Annotated in this window: 34 protein-coding genes; all 34 read left to right on the top strand. The window is 65.9% G+C overall.

What is annotated here, in order from left to right:
* Positions 1–41: 41 nt before the first annotated feature.
* Complete coding sequence (locus ACJ6WD_RS20750) at positions 42–530, top strand: DUF1707 and DUF4190 domain-containing protein (RefSeq protein ID WP_037633763.1); 489 nt, start codon at positions 42–44, stop codon at positions 528–530.
* Between the two features lie 382 nt (positions 531–912).
* Positions 913–1,284, top strand: a complete 372-nt coding sequence (gene rpsL, locus ACJ6WD_RS20745) for a 30S ribosomal protein S12 (RefSeq protein ID WP_003948652.1) — start codon at positions 913–915, stop codon at positions 1,282–1,284.
* A gap of 2 nt (positions 1,285–1,286) precedes the next feature.
* Entirely contained in the window at positions 1,287–1,757 is a 471-nt protein-coding gene (rpsG, locus tag ACJ6WD_RS20740) for a 30S ribosomal protein S7 (protein WP_004571813.1), read from the top strand.
* A 39-nt stretch (positions 1,758–1,796) separates the two neighbouring features.
* The gene (gene fusA / locus ACJ6WD_RS20735) at positions 1,797–3,917 is read left to right on the top strand and encodes an elongation factor G (protein WP_016571051.1); all 2,121 of its coding nucleotides are present in this window, start codon (positions 1,797–1,799) and stop codon (positions 3,915–3,917) included.
* A 157-nt stretch (positions 3,918–4,074) separates the two neighbouring features.
* Complete coding sequence (tuf, locus tag ACJ6WD_RS20730) at positions 4,075–5,268, top strand: elongation factor Tu (RefSeq protein ID WP_233657579.1); 1,194 nt, start codon at positions 4,075–4,077, stop codon at positions 5,266–5,268.
* 416 nt (positions 5,269–5,684) lie between these two features.
* Positions 5,685–5,993 (top strand): 30S ribosomal protein S10, encoded by a 309-nt coding sequence (gene rpsJ / locus ACJ6WD_RS20725; protein ID WP_003948644.1) that lies wholly within the window; start codon positions 5,685–5,687, stop codon positions 5,991–5,993.
* 14 nt (positions 5,994–6,007) lie between these two features.
* Positions 6,008–6,652, top strand: a complete 645-nt coding sequence (gene rplC / locus ACJ6WD_RS20720) for a 50S ribosomal protein L3 (protein WP_016571053.1) — start codon at positions 6,008–6,010, stop codon at positions 6,650–6,652.
* A gap of 8 nt (positions 6,653–6,660) precedes the next feature.
* The gene (gene rplD, locus ACJ6WD_RS20715; protein ID WP_233657580.1) at positions 6,661–7,311 is read left to right on the top strand and encodes a 50S ribosomal protein L4; all 651 of its coding nucleotides are present in this window, start codon (positions 6,661–6,663) and stop codon (positions 7,309–7,311) included.
* Positions 7,311–7,634, top strand: a complete 324-nt coding sequence (gene rplW, locus ACJ6WD_RS20710) for a 50S ribosomal protein L23 (protein WP_016571055.1) — start codon at positions 7,311–7,313, stop codon at positions 7,632–7,634. Before rplD ends, rplW begins: the two co-directional genes overlap by 1 nt.
* A gap of 39 nt (positions 7,635–7,673) precedes the next feature.
* A complete protein-coding gene (gene rplB / locus ACJ6WD_RS20705) occupies positions 7,674–8,510 on the top strand; it encodes a 50S ribosomal protein L2 (RefSeq protein ID WP_016571056.1) in 837 nt (278 codons plus the stop codon).
* A 12-nt stretch (positions 8,511–8,522) separates the two neighbouring features.
* Positions 8,523–8,804 carry a 30S ribosomal protein S19 gene (gene rpsS / locus ACJ6WD_RS20700; protein WP_016571057.1) on the top strand — a complete coding sequence of 94 codons (282 nt, stop codon included), beginning with the start codon at positions 8,523–8,525 and terminating at the stop codon, positions 8,802–8,804.
* A 44-nt stretch (positions 8,805–8,848) separates the two neighbouring features.
* Positions 8,849–9,196 carry a 50S ribosomal protein L22 gene (rplV, locus tag ACJ6WD_RS20695; RefSeq protein ID WP_004571827.1) on the top strand — a complete coding sequence of 116 codons (348 nt, stop codon included), beginning with the start codon at positions 8,849–8,851 and terminating at the stop codon, positions 9,194–9,196.
* Positions 9,196–10,020: a 30S ribosomal protein S3 gene (gene rpsC / locus ACJ6WD_RS20690; RefSeq protein WP_016571058.1), complete on the top strand. Its 825-nt coding sequence runs from the start codon at positions 9,196–9,198 to the stop codon at positions 10,018–10,020. The genes rplV and rpsC overlap by 1 nt, the downstream gene beginning before the upstream one ends.
* 5 nt (positions 10,021–10,025) lie before the next feature.
* Positions 10,026–10,445: a 50S ribosomal protein L16 gene (gene rplP, locus ACJ6WD_RS20685; RefSeq protein ID WP_016571059.1), complete on the top strand. Its 420-nt coding sequence runs from the start codon at positions 10,026–10,028 to the stop codon at positions 10,443–10,445.
* Positions 10,445–10,669 (top strand): 50S ribosomal protein L29, encoded by a 225-nt coding sequence (gene rpmC / locus ACJ6WD_RS20680; protein WP_004950453.1) that lies wholly within the window; start codon positions 10,445–10,447, stop codon positions 10,667–10,669. The genes rplP and rpmC overlap by 1 nt, the downstream gene beginning before the upstream one ends.
* Positions 10,669–10,950: a 30S ribosomal protein S17 gene (gene rpsQ, locus ACJ6WD_RS20675; RefSeq protein WP_006604882.1), complete on the top strand. Its 282-nt coding sequence runs from the start codon at positions 10,669–10,671 to the stop codon at positions 10,948–10,950. Before rpmC ends, rpsQ begins: the two co-directional genes overlap by 1 nt.
* Positions 10,951–11,091: 141 nt before the next feature.
* Positions 11,092–11,460 (top strand): 50S ribosomal protein L14, encoded by a 369-nt coding sequence (gene rplN, locus ACJ6WD_RS20670; RefSeq protein ID WP_003998823.1) that lies wholly within the window; start codon positions 11,092–11,094, stop codon positions 11,458–11,460.
* A 3-nt stretch (positions 11,461–11,463) separates the two neighbouring features.
* Complete coding sequence (rplX, locus tag ACJ6WD_RS20665) at positions 11,464–11,787, top strand: 50S ribosomal protein L24 (protein WP_100604420.1); 324 nt, start codon at positions 11,464–11,466, stop codon at positions 11,785–11,787.
* The gene (rplE, locus tag ACJ6WD_RS20660) at positions 11,787–12,347 is read left to right on the top strand and encodes a 50S ribosomal protein L5 (RefSeq protein ID WP_016571061.1); all 561 of its coding nucleotides are present in this window, start codon (positions 11,787–11,789) and stop codon (positions 12,345–12,347) included. The genes rplX and rplE overlap by 1 nt, the downstream gene beginning before the upstream one ends.
* Positions 12,348–12,352: 5 nt before the next feature.
* Positions 12,353–12,538 (top strand): type Z 30S ribosomal protein S14, encoded by a 186-nt coding sequence (locus ACJ6WD_RS20655; protein WP_003956452.1) that lies wholly within the window; start codon positions 12,353–12,355, stop codon positions 12,536–12,538.
* 239 nt (positions 12,539–12,777) lie between these two features.
* Complete coding sequence (rpsH, locus tag ACJ6WD_RS20650) at positions 12,778–13,176, top strand: 30S ribosomal protein S8 (protein ID WP_016571062.1); 399 nt, start codon at positions 12,778–12,780, stop codon at positions 13,174–13,176.
* A 21-nt stretch (positions 13,177–13,197) separates the two neighbouring features.
* Positions 13,198–13,737: a 50S ribosomal protein L6 gene (gene rplF, locus ACJ6WD_RS20645; protein WP_016571063.1), complete on the top strand. Its 540-nt coding sequence runs from the start codon at positions 13,198–13,200 to the stop codon at positions 13,735–13,737.
* A 3-nt stretch (positions 13,738–13,740) separates the two neighbouring features.
* A complete protein-coding gene (rplR, locus tag ACJ6WD_RS20640; protein WP_016571064.1) occupies positions 13,741–14,124 on the top strand; it encodes a 50S ribosomal protein L18 in 384 nt (127 codons plus the stop codon).
* A gap of 46 nt (positions 14,125–14,170) precedes the next feature.
* Positions 14,171–14,773 carry a 30S ribosomal protein S5 gene (gene rpsE, locus ACJ6WD_RS20635; protein WP_016571065.1) on the top strand — a complete coding sequence of 201 codons (603 nt, stop codon included), beginning with the start codon at positions 14,171–14,173 and terminating at the stop codon, positions 14,771–14,773.
* A complete protein-coding gene (rpmD, locus tag ACJ6WD_RS20630; RefSeq protein ID WP_016571066.1) occupies positions 14,773–14,955 on the top strand; it encodes a 50S ribosomal protein L30 in 183 nt (60 codons plus the stop codon). The genes rpsE and rpmD overlap by 1 nt, the downstream gene beginning before the upstream one ends.
* A 1-nt stretch (position 14,956) precedes the next feature.
* Positions 14,957–15,412, top strand: coding sequence for a 50S ribosomal protein L15 (gene rplO, locus ACJ6WD_RS20625; protein WP_016571067.1), 456 nt, complete (start codon positions 14,957–14,959; stop codon positions 15,410–15,412).
* A 228-nt stretch (positions 15,413–15,640) separates the two neighbouring features.
* Positions 15,641–16,954 (top strand): preprotein translocase subunit SecY, encoded by a 1,314-nt coding sequence (secY, locus tag ACJ6WD_RS20620; protein ID WP_016571068.1) that lies wholly within the window; start codon positions 15,641–15,643, stop codon positions 16,952–16,954.
* Positions 16,954–17,607: an adenylate kinase gene (locus ACJ6WD_RS20615; protein WP_233657581.1), complete on the top strand. Its 654-nt coding sequence runs from the start codon at positions 16,954–16,956 to the stop codon at positions 17,605–17,607. Before secY ends, ACJ6WD_RS20615 begins: the two co-directional genes overlap by 1 nt.
* A gap of 107 nt (positions 17,608–17,714) precedes the next feature.
* Entirely contained in the window at positions 17,715–18,551 is an 837-nt protein-coding gene (map, locus tag ACJ6WD_RS20610) for a type I methionyl aminopeptidase (protein ID WP_044369761.1), read from the top strand.
* A 191-nt stretch (positions 18,552–18,742) separates the two neighbouring features.
* Complete coding sequence (infA, locus tag ACJ6WD_RS20605; protein ID WP_003956442.1) at positions 18,743–18,964, top strand: translation initiation factor IF-1; 222 nt, start codon at positions 18,743–18,745, stop codon at positions 18,962–18,964.
* 60 nt (positions 18,965–19,024) lie between these two features.
* Entirely contained in the window at positions 19,025–19,138 is a 114-nt protein-coding gene (gene rpmJ / locus ACJ6WD_RS20600; protein WP_003956441.1) for a 50S ribosomal protein L36, read from the top strand.
* A 195-nt stretch (positions 19,139–19,333) separates the two neighbouring features.
* Positions 19,334–19,714, top strand: coding sequence for a 30S ribosomal protein S13 (gene rpsM / locus ACJ6WD_RS20595; protein ID WP_006604894.1), 381 nt, complete (start codon positions 19,334–19,336; stop codon positions 19,712–19,714).
* 64 nt (positions 19,715–19,778) lie between these two features.
* Entirely contained in the window at positions 19,779–20,183 is a 405-nt protein-coding gene (gene rpsK / locus ACJ6WD_RS20590; RefSeq protein WP_004571845.1) for a 30S ribosomal protein S11, read from the top strand.
* Positions 20,184–20,210: 27 nt separating this feature from the next.
* On the top strand, positions 20,211–20,837 hold the full coding sequence (gene rpsD, locus ACJ6WD_RS20585) for a 30S ribosomal protein S4 (protein WP_016571071.1): 627 nt from the start codon (positions 20,211–20,213) through the stop codon (positions 20,835–20,837).
* Positions 20,838–21,037: the final 200 nt, after the last annotated feature.

Raw genomic sequence — 21,037 nt, 5'->3', positions numbered from 1 at the left:
AGGGTGGGCAGCCCGCGCAGAACCCGTATCAGGTGCCGGCCATGCGGGCCTCGCACGCCGATCGCGAGCGGGCGGTGGACGTGCTGAAGGCGGGCTTCGCCGAGGGGCGGTTGGGGCAGCCGGAGTACGAGCAGCGGATCGGCCGGGCCTATCAGGCGCAGACCCATGCCGAGCTCCAGATGCTGGTCGCCGACCTGCCGCAGGGGCCGGTTCCGCAGGCGCAGTTCGCACCGCGGCCCCCGATGCCCGCGGTGCCCGCGACGTTCCTCCCGATGCAGATGCCGATGCCGCCGAGCACCAACGGTTCGGCCACCGGAGCGCTGGTCTGCGGACTGATAGCGCCGTTCACGTGGGGCCTGACCTCGATCCCCGCGGTGATCCTGGGGCACAAGGCGCGGGCCGAGATCCGGCGTACGGGGGAGCGGGGGGACGGTCAGGCGGTCGCCGGTTTGGTGCTCGGTTGGCTCGGGATCGGAGCCTGGGCACTGTTCTTCCTGGTGATGGCGCTGGTGGCGGTGAGCCACTCCTGACGGCGCCGTTCCTTCTTCCGTAGTGCCGTTGATCCCACTACGGTGGCGGCAACGTCGGGGGAGTCCGGCGTGTCCTTCGCGTGTGCATTTGTTTTGACCGCAGCCAATGCGCTAGGTACGCTCTGACCTTGTGCCTGGGGTGTCCCCGGGCTGCCGTGCGCGCCTTCTCCCGCCCGGGGGTACCGCCCGGGCCGTTCAAGGCCCAGGAGGATCCCGGCCGGAGAGTCCCGGCAGCGCGGAAGCCGGGTTTTGACACCGCAATCTGCCGCCGCCCTCGTCCCAGCGAGGACAGGTCTGCAGTATTCGACACACCCGACCGCGTGGGTCGGGGAATGTTCCAGGTTAGCTTTACCGAGACTGGCACACAGAAACCGGAGAAGTAGTGCCTACGATCCAGCAGCTGGTCCGTAAGGGCCGGCAGGACAAGGTCGAGAAGAACAAGACGCCCGCACTTGAGGGTTCGCCCCAGCGACGTGGCGTCTGCACGCGTGTGTTCACGACCACCCCGAAGAAGCCGAACTCGGCCCTGCGTAAGGTCGCGCGTGTGCGTCTGACCAGTGGGATCGAGGTCACCGCTTACATTCCGGGTGAGGGCCACAACCTGCAGGAGCACTCGATCGTGCTCGTGCGCGGCGGCCGTGTGAAGGACCTGCCGGGTGTTCGGTACAAGATCATCCGCGGCTCCCTCGACACGCAGGGCGTCAAGAACCGCAAGCAGGCTCGCAGCCGCTACGGCGCCAAGAAGGAGAAGTAAGAATGCCTCGTAAGGGCCCCGCCCCGAAGCGCCCGGTCATCATCGACCCGGTCTACGGCTCTCCTCTGGTGACCTCCCTCATCAACAAGGTGCTGCTGAACGGAAAGCGCTCCACCGCCGAGCGCATCGTTTACGGCGCCATGGAGGGTCTGCGTGAGAAGACCGGCAACGACCCGGTCATCACGCTGAAGCGCGCGCTGGAGAACATCAAGCCGACCCTTGAGGTCAAGTCCCGCCGTGTCGGTGGCGCGACCTACCAGGTCCCGGTCGAGGTCAAGCCCGGCCGCGCCGCGACGCTCTCGCTCCGCTGGCTCGTGGGCTACTCCCGCGCCCGCCGCGAGAAGACCATGACCGAGCGCCTCATGAACGAACTGCTCGACGCCTCCAACGGCCTCGGCGCTTCGGTCAAGAAGCGTGAGGACACGCACAAGATGGCCGAGTCCAACAAGGCCTTCGCGCACTACCGCTGGTAGTCGCAACCCACATCGAGACCGAGAGAAGACTGAGCCACTATGGCTACCACTTCGCTTGACCTGGCCAAGGTCCGCAACATCGGGATCATGGCCCACATCGACGCGGGCAAGACGACCACCACCGAGCGGATCCTGTTCTACACCGGTGTTTCTTACAAGATCGGTGAAGTCCACGACGGCGCTGCCACGATGGACTGGATGGAGCAGGAGCAGGAGCGCGGCATCACGATCACGTCTGCCGCGACGACCTGCCACTGGCCGCTGGACAACGTCGACAACACCATCAACATCATCGACACCCCGGGCCACGTCGACTTCACCGTCGAGGTGGAGCGCTCGCTGCGCGTGCTCGACGGTGCGGTGACGGTGTTCGACGGCGTCGCCGGTGTCGAGCCCCAGTCCGAGACCGTTTGGCGTCAGGCGGACCGCTACGGCGTTCCGCGTATCTGCTTCGTCAACAAGCTCGACCGGACCGGTGCCGAGTTCCACCGCTGCGTCGACATGATCACGGATCGCCTGGGCGCGACCCCGATCGTGATGCAGCTGCCGATCGGCACCGAGGCCGACTTCAAGGGCGTCGTCGACCTCGTGTCGATGAAGGCCCTGGTCTGGTCCGCCGAGGCCGCCAAGGGCGAGATGTACGACACCGTCGACATCCCGGACACGCACATCGAGGCTGCCGACGAGTGGCGCGGCAAGCTCCTCGAGACCGTGGCCGAGAACGACGAAGAGGTCATGGAGCTGTACCTGGAGGGCCAGGAGCCCACCGTGGAGCAGCTCTACGCCGCGATCCGTCGCATCACCATCGCCTCCGGCAACGCCGACGTCACCACCGTCACGCCGGTGTTCTGCGGTACCGCGTTCAAGAACAAGGGCGTGCAGCCCCTGCTCGACGCGGTCGTGCGCTACCTCCCCTCCCCGTTGGACGTCGAGGCCATTGAGGGCCACGCGGTCAACGACCCGGACGAGGTCATCAAGCGCCGCCCGTCCGAGGACGAGCCGCTGGCCGCCCTCGCGTTCAAGATTGCGAGCGACCCCCACCTGGGCAAGCTCACCTTCATCCGGGTGTACTCGGGCCGCCTTGAGGCCGGCACGCAGGTGCAGAACTCGGTGAAGGGCAAGAAGGAGCGCATCGGCAAGATCTACCGGATGCACGCGAACAAGCGTGAGGAGATCGACGCGGTGGGTGCCGGCGACATCGTCGCCGTCATGGGTCTGAAGCAGACCACCACCGGTGAGACCCTCTGCGACGCGGGTTCCCCGGTGATCCTCGAGTCGATGGAGTTCCCGGCTCCGGTCATCCAGGTCGCCATTGAGCCCAAGTCCAAGGGCGACCAGGAGAAGCTGGGTGTCGCCATCCAGCGTCTCGCCGAGGAAGACCCCTCGTTCCAGGTGCACACCGACGAGGAGACCGGCCAGACCATCATCGCGGGTATGGGCGAGCTGCACCTCGACGTGCTGGTCGACCGTATGAAGCGTGAGTTCCGGGTCGAGGCCAACGTCGGCAAGCCGCAGGTCGCGTACCGCGAGACCCTGCGCAAGCCGGTCGAGCGCCTCGACTACACGCACAAGAAGCAGACTGGTGGTTCCGGCCAGTTCGCGAAGGTGCAGATCGCGCTCGCGCCGCTCGAGGGCGACGGGTACGAGTTCGAGAACAAGGTCACCGGTGGCCGCATCCCGCGGGAGTACATCCCGTCCGTGGACGCGGGCTGCCAGGAGGCCATGGAGTTCGGTGTTCTCGCCGGCTACCCGCTGACCGGCGTCAAGGTCACCCTCCTCGACGGCGCGTTCCACGAGGTCGACTCGTCGGAAATGGCGTTCAAGATCGCCGGCTCGATGGCCTTCAAGGAGGCCGCCCGCAAGGCCAGCCCGGCCCTGCTCGAGCCGATGATGAAGGTCGAGGTCACCACGCCCGAGGACTACATGGGCGACGTGATCGGCGACATCAACTCCCGCCGTGGTCAGATCCAGTCCATGGAGGACCGCGCCGGCGCCAAGCTCGTCACGGGCCTGGTTCCGCTCTCGGAGATGTTCGGCTACGTCGGAGACCTCCGCAGCAAGACGTCGGGTCGCGCGAGCTACTCGATGCAGTTCGACTCCTACGCCGAGGTTCCCAAGAACGTCGCCGAGGAGATCATCGCCAAGGCCAAGGGCGAGTAACTCACCCCCCGAGTTCACGCTCTAGGCTTGACTCCGGAGCCTGCCGGGGCATTCCGCCGCAACAGCGGAGGAATGCCCCCGGGCCCCGGGCTATCCAGCAAAGATCACCTGGCGCCGATGAGTAAGGCGTACAGAACCACTCCACAGGAGGACCCCAGTGGCGAAGGCGAAGTTCGAGCGGACTAAGCCGCACGTCAACATCGGCACCATCGGTCACATCGACCACGGTAAGACGACCCTCACGGCCGCCATTACCAAGGTGCTGCACGACGCGTACCCGGACCTGAACGAGGCCTCGGCCTTCGACCAGATCGACAAGGCTCCTGAGGAGCGCCAGCGCGGTATCACCATCTCCATCGCGCACGTCGAGTACCAGACCGAGACGCGTCACTACGCCCACGTTGACTGCCCCGGTCACGCGGACTACATCAAGAACATGATCACGGGTGCCGCGCAGATGGACGGCGCCATCCTCGTGGTCGCCGCCACCGACGGCCCGATGCCGCAGACCAAGGAGCACGTGCTCCTGGCCCGCCAGGTCGGCGTTCCGTACATCGTTGTCGCCCTGAACAAGGCCGACATGGTGGACGACGAGGAGATCCTGGAGCTCGTCGAGCTCGAGGTCCGTGAGCTCCTCTCCGAGTACGAGTTCCCCGGCGACGACGTTCCGGTCGTCAAGGTCTCCGCCCTGAAGGCCCTTGAGGGCGACAAGGAGTGGGGCAACTCCGTCCTCGAGCTGATGAAGGCCGTCGACGAGTCGATCCCGCAGCCCGAGCGTGACGTCGACAAGCCGTTCCTGATGCCGATCGAGGACGTCTTCACGATCACCGGTCGTGGCACCGTCGTCACCGGTCGTATCGAGCGCGGCATCCTCAAGGTCAACGAGACCGTCGACATCATCGGCATCAAGACCGAGAAGACCTCGACCACCGTCACCGGTATCGAGATGTTCCGCAAGCTGCTCGACGAGGGCCAGGCCGGTGAGAACGTCGGTCTGCTGCTCCGCGGCATCAAGCGCGAGGACGTCGAGCGCGGCCAGGTCATCATCAAGCCGGGCTCGGTCACCCCGCACACCGAGTTCGAGGCGCAGGCCTACATCCTGTCCAAGGACGAGGGTGGCCGCCACACGCCGTTCTTCAACAACTACCGTCCGCAGTTCTACTTCCGTACGACTGACGTGACCGGTGTTGTGACCCTCCCCGAGGGCACCGAGATGGTCATGCCGGGTGACAACACCGAGATGAAGGTGGACCTCATCCAGCCCGTCGCGATGGAAGAGGGCCTGAAGTTCGCCATCCGTGAGGGTGGCCGGACCGTCGGCGCCGGCCAGGTCACCAAGATCGTCAAGTAAGACGGTCTCCGGTTGATCCGGTAGTAGTTCGGGAAGCCCCGCTCGCCGCCAGGTGGGCGGGGCTTCTTGACAGTTGGGCCTCGATTGGCCTTACGCGCGGCCCGTGTGGCACACTGTCCAGGTTGCTCGGTTGAGTGCCGATGCTGCGCGCCTCCCGCCGGGGGGACCGGAAGCGAGTCCCAGGTATTCGTCGTTCCTTTTCAGGGGCGGAAGTACGGGAATCTTCCGGGAAGCGTCAGCGGGGTGCCTCCTCCAGGCGTCCGGTGGGTGTTCTTCCCCCACGTTCTCCTCCTCGAGGGATCTTCCATGTGGAGATTTACGAGAAGGGGTGCGACACGCCCGACCGCGTGGGTCGGAGAAGAACGGTGACCTCCCGGGTCCCAGAGCGTTACGAGAGACAGGACTACGAAGTAGCCATGGCGGGACAGAAGATCCGCATCCGGCTCAAGGCCTACGACCACGAGGTCATCGACTCCTCGGCGAAGAAGATCGTCGAGACGGTGACCCGCACTGGTGCGTCGGTCGCGGGCCCGGTGCCGCTGCCCACTGAGAAGAACGTGTACTGCGTCATCAAGTCGCCGCACAAGTACAAGGACTCGCGCGAGCACTTCGAGATGCGCACGCACAAGCGCCTGATCGACATCCTCGACCCGACGCCCAAGACCGTTGACTCGCTGATGCGCCTGGACCTTCCGGCCGGCGTTGACATCGAGATCAAGCTCTGAGAGGCGCGGAAGAGATGGCTAAGCAGATCAAGGGGCTCCTGGGCGAGAAGCTCGGCATGACCCAGGTCTGGGACGAGAACAACCGTGTCGTCCCGGTGACCGTGGTGAAGGCCGGCCCCTGCGTCGTTACCCAGGTGCGCACCAATGACCAGGACGGCTACGACTCCGTCCAGATCGCCTTTGGCGAGATCGACCCGCGCAAGGTGAACAAGCCCCTCAAGGGCCACTTCGCGAAGGCCGACGTCACCCCCCGTCGCCACCTCGTCGAGGTCCGTACCGCCGATGCCGGCGAGTACACCCTCGGCCAGGAGCTGACCGCTGAGACCTTCGAGTCCGGCGTCAAGGTGGACGTGACCGGCAAGAGCAAGGGCAAGGGCTTCGCCGGCGTCATGAAGCGTCACGGCTTCCACGGCGGCAAGGCCTCGCACGGCGCCCACCGCGTGCACCGTAAGCCTGGTTCCATCGGTGGCTGCGCCACCCCGGGCCGCGTGTTCAAGGGCATGCGGATGGCCGGCCGTATGGGCAATGAGCGGGTCACCACCCAGAACCTGACCGTCCACGCCGTTGACGCGGAGAAGGGTCTGCTGCTCATCAAGGGCGCAGTTCCTGGTCCGAACGGCGGCCTCGTCCTGGTCCGTACCGCGGCCAAGGGGGCCTGAGGTAACCGATGAGCACCATTGACATCCTTTCGCCGGCAGGCGACAAGGCCGGGACCGTCGAGCTCCCCGCGGAGATCTTCGACGCGAAGGTCAGCGTTCCGCTGATCCACCAGGTCGTCGTCGCACAGCTGGCCGCTGCCCGCCAGGGCACGCACAAGACCAAGACCCGTGGCGAGGTCCGCGGCGGTGGCAAGAAGCCGTACCGCCAGAAGGGCACCGGCCGCGCGCGCCAGGGTTCGACCCGTGCGCCGCAGTTCGCCGGCGGTGGCGTCGTCCACGGCCCCGTGCCGCGTGACTACAGCCAGCGGACCCCGAAGAAGATGAAGGCCGCCGCGCTGCGCGGTGCCCTCTCGGACCGGGCCCGCCACAGCCGCATCCACGTCGTCTCCGGCGTGGTCGACGGCGCGGTGTCCACCAAGGCCGCCAAGGGCCTGCTCGGCAAGGTCAGCGACCGCAAGAACGTCCTGCTGGTCGCCGAGCGCTCCGACGAGGCCGCGTGGCTGTCCGCCCGTAACCTGCCCCAGGTGCACATCCTGGAGCCGGGCCAGCTGAACACGTACGACGTGCTCGTCTCCGACGACGTGGTCTTCACCAAGGCCGCCTTCGAGTCCTTCGTGTCTGGCCCCAAGGCCGTTGAGACCGAAGGGAGCGACGCCTGATGAGTGAGGCCGTCGTCACCAGCAAGACCTTCACGGACCCGCGTGACGTCCTCGTCAAGCCGGTTGTGTCCGAGAAGAGCTACGCGCTGCTGGACGAGAACAAGTACACGTTCATCGTCGCGCCCGGCTCGAACAAGACCCAGATCAAGCAGGCCGTCGAGGCGGTCTTCTCGGTCAAGGTCACCGGGGTCAACACGATTAACCGTCAGGGTAAGCGCAAGCGCACCAAGACCGGTTTCGGTAAGCGCGCTGACACCAAGCGCGCCATCGTGACCCTCGCCGAGGGCGACCGTATCGACATCTTCGGCGGCCCGGTCTCCTAACGGAGTCCGAGTCGTCCGGAATCGGACGAGGACTGAGAAATGGGTATCCGCAAGTACAAGCCGACGACCCCGGGCCGTCGTGGCTCCAGCGTCGCCGACTTTGTCGAGATCACGCGGTCCACGCCGGAGAAGTCGCTGGTCCGCCCGCTGCACAGCAAGGGCGGCCGTAACAACGCCGGTCGTGTGACCGTTCGCCACCAGGGCGGTGGCCACAAGCGCGCCTACCGCGTGATCGACTTCCGTCGTCACGACAAGGACGGCGTGCCGGCCAAGGTCGCGCACATCGAGTACGACCCCAACCGCACCGCGCGCATCGCGCTGCTGCACTACGCGGACGGCGAGAAGCGCTACATCATCGCGCCGCGCGGCCTGCAGCAGGGTGACCGGATTGAGAACGGCGCTGGCGCCGACATCAAGCCGGGCAACAACCTGCCGCTGCGCAACATCCCGGTCGGTACGACCATCCACGCCATCGAGCTGCGGCCCGGCGGCGGCGCGAAGTTCGCCCGCTCCGCGGGTGCCTCCGTGCAGCTGCTGGCGCGTGAGGGCTCCATGGCCCACCTGCGCATGCCGTCCGGCGAGATCCGCCTGGTCGACGTCCGCTGCCGCGCCACTGTTGGCGAGGTCGGCAACGCCGAGCAGTCGAACATCAACTGGGGTAAGGCCGGCCGCATGCGCTGGAAGGGCGTTCGCCCGACCGTGCGTGGTGTCGTGATGAACCCGGTTGACCACCCGCACGGTGGTGGTGAGGGCAAGACTTCCGGTGGTCGCCACCCGGTCTCGCCCTGGGGCAAGAAGGAGGGTCGTACTCGCTCGCCGAAGAAGGCCAGCAACAAGTACATCGTCCGCCGCCGCAAGACGAACAAGAAGCGCTAGGAGCGGGTTTAGATGCCGCGCAGTCTCAAGAAGGGGCCCTTCGTCGACGACCACCTCGCCAAGAAGGTGGACGTACAGAACGACGCAGGCACCAAGAACGTCATCAAGACCTGGTCCCGCCGCTCCATGATCGTCCCGGCCATGCTCGGCCACACGATCGCGGTGCACGACGGCCGCAAGCACGTCCCGGTGTTCGTCACCGAGTCGATGGTCGGCCACAAGCTCGGCGAGTTTGCGCCGACCCGCACCTTCCGCGGCCACGAGAAGGACGACCGCAAGTCGCGTCGTCGCTGATCGACCGGAGTGCGAAGACTATGACTGACACCGAAGGGACAACCATGGAAGCCAGGGCCCAGGCGCGGTACATCCGCGTCACGCCCATGAAGGCCCGCCGCGTGGTGGACCTTATCCGTGGCATGGATGCCACGGAGGCTCAGGCGGTCCTGCGTTTCGCCCCGCAGGCCGCGAGCGTGCCGGTGGGCAAGGTGCTGGACAGCGCCATTGCCAACGCCGCGCACAACTACGACCACACCGACGCCTCTTCGCTGGTCATCAGCGAGGCGTACGTGGATGAGGGCCCGACCCTGAAGCGGTTCCGTCCGCGTGCCCAGGGCCGTGCCTACCGGATCCGTAAGCGGACCAGCCACATCACCGTGGTCGTCAGCAGCAAGGAAGGAACCCGGTAATGGGCCAGAAGGTAAACCCGCATGGGTTCCGGCTCGGCATCACCACCGACTTCAAGTCGCGTTGGTACGCCGACAAGCTGTACAAGGACTACGTCAAGGAAGACGTCGCCATTCGTCGCATGATGACGAAGGGCATGGAGCGCGCCGGCATCTCCAAGGTGGAGATCGAGCGCACCCGTGAGCGCGTCCGCGTTGACATCCACACCGCTCGCCCGGGCATCGTCATCGGCCGCCGCGGCGCCGAGGCCGACCGCATCCGCGGTGAGCTGGAGAAGCTGACCGGCAAGCAGGTCCAGCTGAACATCCTCGAGGTCAAGAACCCCGAGACCGACGCTCAGCTGGTGGCCCAGGCCGTCGCCGAGCAGCTGTCCTCCCGCGTCTCCTTCCGTCGCGCCATGCGTAAGAGCATGCAGTCGACGATGAAGGCCGGCGCCAAGGGCATCAAGATCCAGTGTGGTGGCCGTCTCGGCGGCGCCGAGATGTCCCGTTCGGAGTTCTACCGCGAGGGCCGTGTGCCCCTGCACACGCTCCGCGCGAACGTCGACTACGGCTTCTTCGAGGCCAAGACCACCTTCGGCCGTATCGGCGTGAAGGTCTGGATCTACAAGGGCGACGTCAAGAACATCGCCGAGGTGCGTGCCGAGAACGCCGCCGCCCGCGCGGGCAACCGCCCCGCGCGTGGTGGTGGCAACGAGCGCCCGCGTCGTGGTGGCGAGCGTGGCGGCCGCGGCCGCAAGCCGCAGCAGCAGGCGCCGGCTGCCGAGGCCCCCAAGGCCGAGGCCGCTGCCGCTGCTCCGGCGGAGAACCCTGGAACGGAGGGCTGACCGACATGCTGATCCCTCGCAGGGTCAAGCACCGCAAGCAGCACCACCCGAAGCGGAACGGTATGGCCAAGGGCGGTACCGAGCTTGCCTTCGGTGAGTACGGCATTCAGGCCGTCACCGCGGCCTACGTGACGAACCGTCAGATCGAGTCCGCTCGTATCGCCATGACGCGTCACATCAAGCGTGGCGGCAAGGTGTGGATCAACATCTACCCCGACCGCCCGCTGACGAAGAAGCCGGCCGAAACCCGCATGGGTTCCGGTAAGGGTTCCCCGGAGTGGTGGATCGCGAACGTCAAGCCCGGTCGGGTGATGTTCGAGCTGTCCTTCCCGAACGAAAAGGTTGCCAAGGAGGCGCTGACCCGCGCCGCCCACAAGCTTCCGATGAAGTGCCGCATCGTGCGGCGCGAGGCAGGTGAGTCGTGATGGCGGCCGGTACCAAGGCGACCGAGCTGCGCGAGCTGAACAACGAGGACCTCGTTGCCAAGCTGCGTGAGGCCAAGGAGGAGCTGTTCAACCTCCGCTTCCAGGCGGCGACCGGACAGCTCGAGAACCACGGCCGGCTGAAGGCCGTCCGCAAGGACATCGCCCGGATCTACACCCTGATGCGGGAGCGCGAGCTCGGCATCGAGACGGTGGAGAGCGCCTGATGAGCGAGAAGAATGTGACTGAGACGAACGAGCGCGGTTTCCGCAAGACCCGTGAGGGTCTGGTCGTCAGCGACAAGATGGACAAGACCGTCGTCGTCGCCGTCGAGGACCGCGTCAAGCACGCGCTGTACGGCAAGGTCATCCGCCGTACCAACAAGCTCAAGGCGCACGACGAGCAGAACGCTGCCGGCGTCGGCGACCGCGTCCTCCTGATGGAGACCCGGCCGCTGTCCGCCACCAAGCGCTGGCGCATCGTCGAGATCCTCGAGAAGGCCAAGTAATTCCCTCGCGGGGATTTCGACAGGCAAGCACATCCCTCCTGGGGGGACCCCCTAGGAACAGTTCCGCCAGGCTCGGCAGGGGCTGACGTCCCGTAAGGGGCGGGCCCCTGCCGGGAACCGGCAGACATTCAGGAGATAGACGTGATCCAGCAGGAGTCGCGACTGCGCGTCGCCGACAACACTGGTGCGAAGGAAATCCTTTGCATCCGTGTTCTCGGTGGTTCCGGTCGCCGCTACGCGGGCATCGGTGACGTCATCGTCGCCACCGTCAAGGACGCGATCCCCGGTGGCAACGTGAAGAAGGGTGACGTCGTCAAGGCCGTCATCGTTCGCACCGTCAAGGAGCGCCGCCGTCCGGACGGCTCGTACATCCGCTTCGACGAGAACGCGGCCGTCATCCTCAAGAACGATGGCGACCCCCGCGGCACCCGTATCTTCGGCCCCGTGGGCCGTGAGCTGCGCGAGAAGAAGTTCATGAAGATCATCTCGCTCGCGCCGGAGGTGCTGTAACCGATGAAGATCAAGAAGGGCGACCTGGTCCAGGTCATCACCGGCAAGGACAAGGGCAAGCAGGGCAAGGTCATCGCGGCCTACCCCCGCGAGGACCGTGTTCTGGTCGAGGGTGTCAACCGGGTCAAGAAGCACACCAAGGCCGGACAGACCGCTCGTGGTTCGCAGACCGGCGGCATCGTGACGACCGAGGCCCCCGTCCACATCAGCAACGTTCAGCTGGTCGTGGAGCAGGACGGCAAGAAGGTCGTTACCCGCGTCGGGTACCGCTTTGACGACGAGGGCAACAAGATCCGCGTTGCCAAGCGGACCGGTGAGGACATCTGATGACTGCCACCACCAACGCGCCGCGTCTCAAGACGCGCTACCGCGAAGAGATCGCCGGGAAGCTGAAGGACGAGTTCTCCTACGAGAACGTCATGCAGATCCCCGGTCTGACCAAGATCGTGGTCAACATGGGTGTGGGCGACGCCGCCCGCGACTCCAAGCTGATCGAGGGCGCCATCCGCGACCTCACCACGATCACCGGCCAGAAGCCGGCCGTCACCAAGGCCCGTAAGTCCATCGCGCAGTTCAAGCTGCGTGAGGGCCAGCCGATCGGTGCCCACGTCACCCTCCGCGGTGACCGCATGTGGGAGTTCCTGGACCGCCTGCTGTCGCTGGCGCTGCCGCGCATCCGCGACTTCCGTGGTCTGTCCCCGAAGCAGTTCGACGGTCGGGGCAACTACACCTTCGGTCTCACCGAGCAGGTCATGTTCCACGAGATCGACCAGGACAAGATCGACCGTACCCGGGGTATGGACATCACCGTGGTGACCACGGCGACCAACGACGACGAGGGCCGTGCCCTGCTTCGTCACCTCGGCTTCCCGTTCAAGGAGGCGTAAGCGAGATGGCGAAGAAGGCTCTTATTGCCAAGGCTGCTCGTAAGCCCAAGTTCGGTGTGCGTGCCTACACCCGCTGCCAGCGCTGTGGCCGCCCGCACTCCGTGTACCGCAAGTTCGGCCTGTGCCGCGTGTGCCTTCGTGAGATGGCTCACCGTGGCGAGCTGCCGGGCGTGACCAAGAGCTCCTGGTAATCCCCTAGTTGGGCATTACCGGAGGCTCTCGGTAAGCAATCGGCTGGTGGGCGCCCGGACCCGTTTCCCGTACGCTGGAAGGGTTTGGGCGCCCCGCCGCCCGAGACCGACCGCGGGCTCCGCCCGCATAACGTCGCTTACTACGCCGTAGGTCCCCGTGCCGCACCCGTCCCGACCGAGATCGGGGAGAGGGATGGCGCATATAGGAAACCCCGGCGAGAGAGGCCGAAGGCCAATTCATGACCATGACTGATCCCATCGCAGACATGTTGACCCGTCTGCGTAACGCGAACTCGGCGTACCACGACTCCGTGGCGATGCCGCACAGCAAGATCAAGTCGCACATCGCGGAGATCCTCCAGCAGGAGGGTTACATCACCGGCTGGAGCGTCGAGGACGCAGAGGTTGGCAAGAACCTCGTCCTGGAGCTGAAGTTCGGCCCGAACCGCGAGCGCTCGATCGCCGGCATCAAGCGAATCTCGAAGCCGGGTCTGCGGGTCTACGCAAAGTCCACCAACCTGCCGAAGGTCCTCGGCGGCCTGGGCGTGGCGATCATCTCCACGTCCCACGGTCTCCTGACCGGCCAGCAGGCCAGCAAGAAGGGCGTGGGTGGGGAAGTCCTCGCCTACGTCTGGTAATCGGGAACGGAGGAATAGCTAATGTCGCGCATTGGCAAGCTGCCCATCCAGGTTCCCGCTGGTGTGGACGTCACCATCGAGGGCCGCACGGTCAACGTGAAGGGCCCCAAGGGTTCCCTTTCGCACACCGTCGCGGCGCCCATCGAGGTCGCCAAGGGTGAGGACGGCGTCGTCGCCGTCTCCCGTCCGAACGACGAGCGTCAGAACAAGGCCCTGCACGGCCTGTCCCGCACGCTGGTGGCGAACATGATCACCGGCGTGACCCAGGGCTACGTGAAGAAGCTCGAGATCAGCGGTGTTGGTTACCGCGTCCAGGCCAAGGGTTCCAACCTGGAGTTCTCCCTGGGCTACAGCCACCCGATCCTGATCGAGGCGCCCGAGGGCATCTCGTTCAAGGTCGAGTCGCCGACGAAGTTCAGCGTCGAGGGCATCGACAAGCAGAAGGTCGGCGAGGTCGCCGCGAACATCCGCAAGCTGCGGAAGCCCGACCCGTACAAGGCCAAGGGCGTCAAGTACGAGGGCGAAGTCATCCGCCGCAAGGTCGGAAAGGCGGGTAAGTAAGCCATGGCATACGGTGTGAAGATCGCTAAGGGCAACGCCTACAAGCGCGCTGCCGCCAAGCGTCGCCACATCCGCATCCGCAAGCGGATTTCGGGTACTTCGGAGCGTCCGCGTCTGGTGGTGACGCGGTCCAACCGCGGCATCTTCGCCCAGGTGATCGACGATGTTGCGGGCCACACTGTGGCCTCGGCGTCGACCCTGGACGCGTCGATCCGTGGTGGCGAGGGCGACAAGAGCGCCCAGGCCCAGAAGGTGGGCGCCCTGGTCGCCGAGCGTGCCAAGGCCGCCGGTGTCGAGGCCGTCGTGTTCGACCGCGGTGGCAAGCAGTACGCCGGGCGGATTGCCGCTCTGGCCGACGCCGCCCGCGAAGCCGGGCTGAAGTTCTAAGCCCCGGTTCCGGAGCTAGCGGACGTAACAGAGAGAGGTAAATCCAATGGCTGGACCCCAGCGCCGCGGAAGCGGTGCCGGTGGCGGCGAGCGGCGGGACCGGAAGGGTCGCGACGGTGGCGCTGCCGCCGAGAAGACCGCGTACGTTGAGCGCGTTGTCGCGATCAACCGCGTCGCCAAGGTTGTCAAGGGTGGTCGTCGCTTCAGCTTCACCGCGCTCGTCGTGGTGGGCGACGGTGACGGCACCGTAGGTGTCGGTTACGGCAAGGCCAAGGAAGTTCCGGCTGCCATCGCCAAGGGCGTGGAAGAGGCCAAGAAGAACTTCTTCAAGGTCCCCCGTATCGCCGGTACCGTCCCGCACCCGATCCAGGGCGAGAAGGCTGCGGGCGTCGTCCTGCTCAAGCCGGCTTCCCCCGGTACCGGTGTGATCGCCGGTGGCCCGGTGCGCGCCGTCCTGGAGTGCGCGGGCATCCACGACGTGCTGAGCAAGTCGCTCGGCTCGTCGAACCCGATCAACATCGTGCACGCCACGGTGACGGCGCTCAAGGGCCTGCAGCGGCCCGAGGAGATCGCCGCCCGTCGTGGCCTGCCGCTGGAGGACGTGGCTCCCGCCGCTCTGCTGCGGGCGCGTGCAGGGGTGAGTGCGTAATGGCTCGCCTCGAAATCACGCAGGTCAAGTCCGTGATCGGCAGCAAGCAGAACCACCGCGACACCCTGCGTTCGCTTGGTCTGAAGCGGATCAACGACGTGGTTGTCAAGGACGACCGTCCCGAGTACCGCGGCATGGTGCACACCGTCCGCCACCTCGTGTCGGTCAAGGAGGTCGACTGACATGGCGGAGAGCAACCCGCTGAAGGTCCACAACCTCCGGCCCGCCCCGGGCGCCAAGACCGCCAAGACCCGTGTCGGTCGTGGTGAGGCGTCCAAGGGTAAGACCGCTGGTCGTGGTACCAAGGGCACCAAGGCCCGTTACCAGGTTCCGGAGCGCTTCGAGGGTGGGCAGATGCCCCTCCACATGCGCCTCCCGAAGCTGAAGGGCTTCAAGAACCCCGCCCACAAGCAGTTCCAGGTCGTGAACCTGGACCGGCTGGCCGCGCTCTACCCGCAGGGTGGCGAGGTCACGGTGGCCGACCTGGTCGCCAAGGGCGCGGTGCGCAAGAACGAGCTCGTCAAGGTGCTCGGCACCGGCGAGATCTCCGTGGCAGTGCAGGTGACGGTTGACGCCGTCTCCGGCTCCGCCAAGGAGAAGATTGCCGCCGCCGGCGGCACCGTCACCGAACTCCTCTGAGTTCGTTGGTTCAACTGACCGGGGATGCCCATCGTTTGGGGCATCCCCGGTTGGTCGTTCCACGGGGGTACGGTCGCCGGTAAGGTGGCCTGCACTGTTTGATTTGTCCGGGGTCCGCTCCGGAACGCACCGTGCGGGCGCTGTCCGCGCGGTACAGCCGCTACGTATTCGTCGATCCTCAAGACCGTCACCTCTCAGCCTGCGAAGGCGGGAGGCGCAGGAGGCACCGTGCTCACCGCGTTCGCCCGAGCGTTCAAGACGCCCGACCTGCGCAAGAAGCTGCTGTTCACGTTGGGCATCATCGTGCTCTACCGGATCGGAGCGCACGTCCCGGTCCCAGGGGTGAACTACGCGAACGTCGAGACCTGCATGAAGCAGGCCGGCGGCAACAGCGGGTTGTTCGCCCTGGTGAACATGTTCAGCGGTGGAGCGCTGCTGCAGATCACGATCTTCGCGCTGGGGATCATGCCGTACATCACGGCGAGCATCATCCTCCAGCTGTTGACCGTGGTGATTCCCCGGTTGGAGGCCCTCAAGAAGGAGGGGCAGTCCGGGCAGGGGAAGATCACCCAGTACACCCGCTACCTGACCGTGGCACTGGCCGTGTTGCAGGGCACCGGCCTGGTGGCCACCGCCCGCAGCGGTGCGCTCTTCCAGAGCTGCCCAGTCGCCAGCCAGATCGTGCCCAACGACTCGATCTTCACCACCATCACGATGGTGGTCACGATGACCGCCGGCACCTGCCTGATCATGTGGCTCGGTGAGCTCGTCACCGACCGCGGCATCGGCAACGGCATGTCGATCCTGATGTTCATCTCGATCGCGGCCGGCTTCCCGGGCGCGCTGTGGCAGATCAAGCTCCAGGGCAAGCTCGCCGACGGCTGGATCGAGTTCTTCTCGGTGATCGTGGTGGGCCTGGCGATGGTCGCCCTCGTGGTCTTCGTCGAGCAGGCGCAGCGGCGCGTTCCGGTGCAGTATGCGAAGCGCATGATCGGGCGCCGTTCCTACGGCGGTACGTCCACGTACATCCCGCTCAAGGTGAATCAGGCAGGTGTGATTCCTGTCATCTTCGCGTCGTCGCTGCTCTACATCCCGGCGCTCATCGCACAGTTCAGCGGGTCGAAGGCGGCATGGGCGACCTGGATCGCCACCAACTTCACCAAGGGAAATCACCCCGTTTACATCATTACGTACTTCTTGTTGATCGTTTTCTTCGCCTTCTTCTACGTGGCCATCAGCTTCAACCCCGAAGAAGTTGCCGACAACATGAAGAAGTATGGTGGCTTCATCCCGGGCATCCGGGCTGGTCGCCCGACGGCCGAGTACCTCAGCTACGTGCTCAACCGGATCACGTGGCCGGGCTCGCTGTACCTGGGGCTGATCGCGCTCGTGCCAACAGTGGCGTTGGTGCTGTTCAACGCGAACCAGAACTTCCCGTTCGGCGGGACGAGCATCCTGATCATCGTGGGTGTGGGTCTGGAGACCGTGAAGCAGATCGAGAGCCAGCTTCAGCAGCGCAACTACGAAGGGTTCCTCCGCTGATGCGAATCGTCCTCGTCGGACCCCCGGGGGCCGGTAAGGGTACGCAGGCCGCGTACCTCGCCAAGAACCTCGCGATCCCGCACATCTCCACGGGGGACCTGTTCCGCGCCAACATCTCCCAGGGCACGCCCCTGGGGGTCGAGGCGAAGTCCTACATGGACGCCGGCAACCTCGTGCCGGACTCGGTCACCATCGGGATGGCCGAGGACCGCATGGAGCAGGCCGACGCGGCCGAGGGCTTCCTGCTCGACGGCTTCCCGCGGAACCTCGCGCAGGCCGAGGCGCTGGACGCGTACCTCCAGGGCAAGGGCCTCAAGCTCGACGCCGTGCTGGACCTGGAGGTCCCCGAGGACGAGGTGGTCAAGCGGATCGCCGGTCGGCGCATCTGCCGCAAGGACTCCAGTCACGTCTTCCACGTCACGTACAACCAGCCGGAGACCGAGGGCGTTTGTGACGCCTGCGGCGGCGAGCTGTACCAGCGCGAGGACGACCGCGAGGACACCGTCCGCAAGCGGCTGGAGGTCTACCACGCGGAGACCGAGCCGATCATCGACTTCTACCGGGCCCAGGGCCTGGTCTCCACGATCTCTGCCCTCGGCAAGGTCGCGGAGGTCACCGAGCGCGCGATGAGCGCCCTGGGTGGCGACGCGTAGAGCGGCACGCTCCGAACGGCCGCGGTTGTCCAGCATGGGCACCGCGGCCGTAGTGTTGGGCGGGCGGGAAAAGCCCGCGGACGAGAGTGAAGGCGGAAGGCACCGGCATGCTGGAGATCAAGAACCCCGCACAGATCGCGAAGATGCGCGAGGCGGGGCTGGTGGTCGCCGCCATCCACGCGGCCACGCGTGAGGTCGCGGTGCCGGGTGCCACGACCAAGGACCTGGACGACGCGGCGCGCAAGGTACTCGCCGAGCACGGCGCGAAGTCCAACTTCCTCGGCTACGGCGGTTTCCCCGCCACGATCTGCACCTCCGTGAACGACGTCGTCGTGCACGGCATCCCGTCCGCCGACGAGGTGCTGCAGGACGGCGACATCATCTCCATCGACTGCGGCGCGATCATCGACGGCTGGCACGGCGACGCCGCGTACACCGCCTTCGTCGGGTCCGGTCACTCCGCGGAGCTGGTCGAGCTCAGCCGGGTCACCGAGGAGTCGATGTGGGCGGGGATCGCCGCGGTCGCCAAGGGCAACCGGCTGGTGGACATCTCCAAGGCGATCGAGGGGTACATCCGCCGGCAGCCGCGGCCGGCCAGCGGCAAGTACGGCATCGTCGAGGACTACGGCGGCCACGGCATCGGCTCGCAGATGCACATGGACCCGCACCTGCTGAACTACGTCGACCGCAAGCGCGGCCGCGGCCCGAAGCTGGTGCCCGGCTTCTGCATCGCCATCGAGCCGATGGTCAACCTCGGCACCGCCAAGACCCACGTCCTCGAGGACGACTGGACGGTCAAGTCCAACGACGGCAGCTGGTCCTCGCACTGGGAGCACTCGGTCGCGCTGACCGAGGACGGTCCGCTGGTGCTCACCGCCCCCGACGGCGGCAAGGCCAAGCTCGCGTCCCTCGGCATCACCGCGGCGCCCGACCCGCTGGCGTAGCGGTCCGCCCGTCGCCTTCGCACGCCGTGTCGTACGCGTAATGATCTCCGTGGTGGGCAATACTCCTGGATTCGTCTTTTCTCAGGCACTGACGTAGACTGACGCGTCGGCTCTCGTGCACCCGTGTGCCCGCACGTCGGGTGCGGCAGTGCAAGTGAGTCGATCAAGGTAGCCGATCCGAAAGGCGAAGCGTGGCCAAGAAGCAAGGTGCCATCGAAATCGAGGGCACCGTGATCGAGTCTCTGCCGAACGCAATGTTCAAGGTAGAGCTCCAGAACGGTCACAAGGTCCTCGCGCATATCAGCGGCAAGATGCGGATGCACTACATCCGTATCCTCCCGGATGACCGGGTCGTCGTGGAGCTCTCTCCCTACGACCTGACGCGTGGCCGGATCGTCTACCGGTACAAGTAGATCTTGCCGACGCCCCGCTCCCGTGGGGCAGCGGCACTGACCCGGAGAACCTCACATCCCATGAAGGTCAAGCCGAGCGTCAAGAAGATCTGCGACAAGTGCAAGGTGATCCGCCGCCACGGCCGGGTCATGGTCATCTGCGACAACCTGCGCCACAAGCAGCGCCAGGGCTGACGCACGCCGACCACCTGCATTTCGCAGTTCGCGCGACGCAAGCACATCACGTACATATGCAGTCACCCGACCCCGCGCCCCGCGCGAGGGACGCCACCCCCGGCTCGGAGGCCGGGGACCCGGCTCGTAATACCGAAGAGTCTTACGGGAACGGTGCTGCGGAAGACCTCCGAATAGCCATCAGGAGCCACATCAATGGCACGCCTCGCAGGCGTTGACCTCCCGCGCGAAAAGCGGGTGGAGGTCGCCCTCACCTACGTCTTCGGTATCGGGCGGACGCTCTCGCAGCAGACCCTCGCCGCCACCGGCGTGAACCCGGACACCCGGGTCCGCGACCTGGCCGAGGAAGACCTGGTCAAGATCCGCGAGTACGTGGACAACAACCTCAAGACCGAGGGTGACCTCCGTCGCGAGATCCAGGCCGACATCCGCCGCAAGGTCGAGATCGGCTGCTACCAGGGTCTGCGTCACCGTCGCGGCCTGCCGGTGCACGGTCAGCGCACCAGCACGAACGCCCGTACCCGCAAGGGTCCGCGTCGCGCGATCGCCGGCAAGAAGAAGCCGGGCAAGAAGTAGTCCTCAGCAGGACCACGTCAGCGGTCTTCGCTGTAGGACCGACCACCTCCACGGGAGATATTGAATGCCTCCGAAGGGCCGTACGGCCGGCGCCAAGAAGGTGCGCCGCAAGGAGAAGAAGAACGTCGCCCACGGGCACGCTCACATCAAGAGCACGTTCAACAACACGATCGTTTCGATCACCGACCCGACCGGGAACGTGATCTCTTGGGCCTCTGCCGGCCACGTCGGCTTCAAGGGCTCGCGCAAGTCCACCCCCTTCGCCGCGCAGATGGCTGCCGAGTCGGCCGCCCGTCGCGCGCAGGAGCACGGCATGCGCAAGGTCGACGTCTTCGTCAAGGGTCCGGGTTCGGGCCGCGAGACCGCCATCCGTTCGCTTCAGGCGACCGGTCTTGAGGTGGGCTCCATCCAGGACGTCACCCCCACCCCGCACAACGGATGCCGCCCGCCCAAGCGTCGCCGCGTCTGACCCACTGAAGTAGGAGACAACTAGACAATGGCGCGTTACACCGGGGCCGACTGCAAGCGTTGCCGTCGGGAGAAGCAGAAGCTCTTCCTCAAGGGGAGCAAGTGCGAGAGCGCGAAGTGCCCGATCGAGATCCGTCCTTACCCCCCGGGTGAGCACGGTCGCGGGCGCACCAAGGACAGCGAGTACCTGCTGCAGCTTCGTGAGAAGCAGAAGTGCAGCCGCATCTACGGTGTCCTTGAGAAGCAGTTCGTGAACTACTACAAGGAAGCGAACCAGAAGACCGGCAAGACCGGTGAGAACCTTCTGCGCATCCTTGAGACCCGCCTCGACAACGTGGTCTACCGGGCCGGCTTCGCCAAGTCCCGCGACCACGCCCGTCAGCTGGTGCGTCACGGACACATCCAGGTCAACGGCCGCAAGACCGACATCCCGTCGTCCCGCGTCGCCGTGAACGACATCATCGAGGTCCGCTCGGGCTCCAAGAACCTGACCCCCTTCGAGGTGGCCAAGGCGGAGGCCGGCGAGAAGACCGTCCCGGCGTGGCTCGAGGCGATGCCCTCTCAGCTGCGGATCCTCGTGCACAGCCTGCCCGAGCGCCCGGTGATCGACACCCAGGTGCAGGAGCAGCTGATCGTTGAGCTCTACTCCAAGTAGGAGCTGAGCGAAGTGGTCCGGGCGGTACGGAGCCGATGGCGTCGTACCGCCCGTACCCTTTGAAGTACAGCGGACGTCAAATAGCGGGCGTCCACGACTGAAGGAAAGACACCATGCTGATTGCTCAGCGTCCCTCGTTGACCGAAGAGGTCGTCGACGAGTACCGCTCCCGGTTCGTGATCGAGCCGCTGGAGCCGGGC

It is taken from the genome of Streptomyces sp. VTCC 41912, from assembly GCF_045799175.1.
GTDB lineage: Bacteria > Actinomycetota > Actinomycetes > Streptomycetales > Streptomycetaceae > Streptomyces > Streptomyces albulus_C.
Note: the sequence above shows the minus strand (reverse complement) of the source record. Positions and strands in the feature narration are given on the sequence as shown.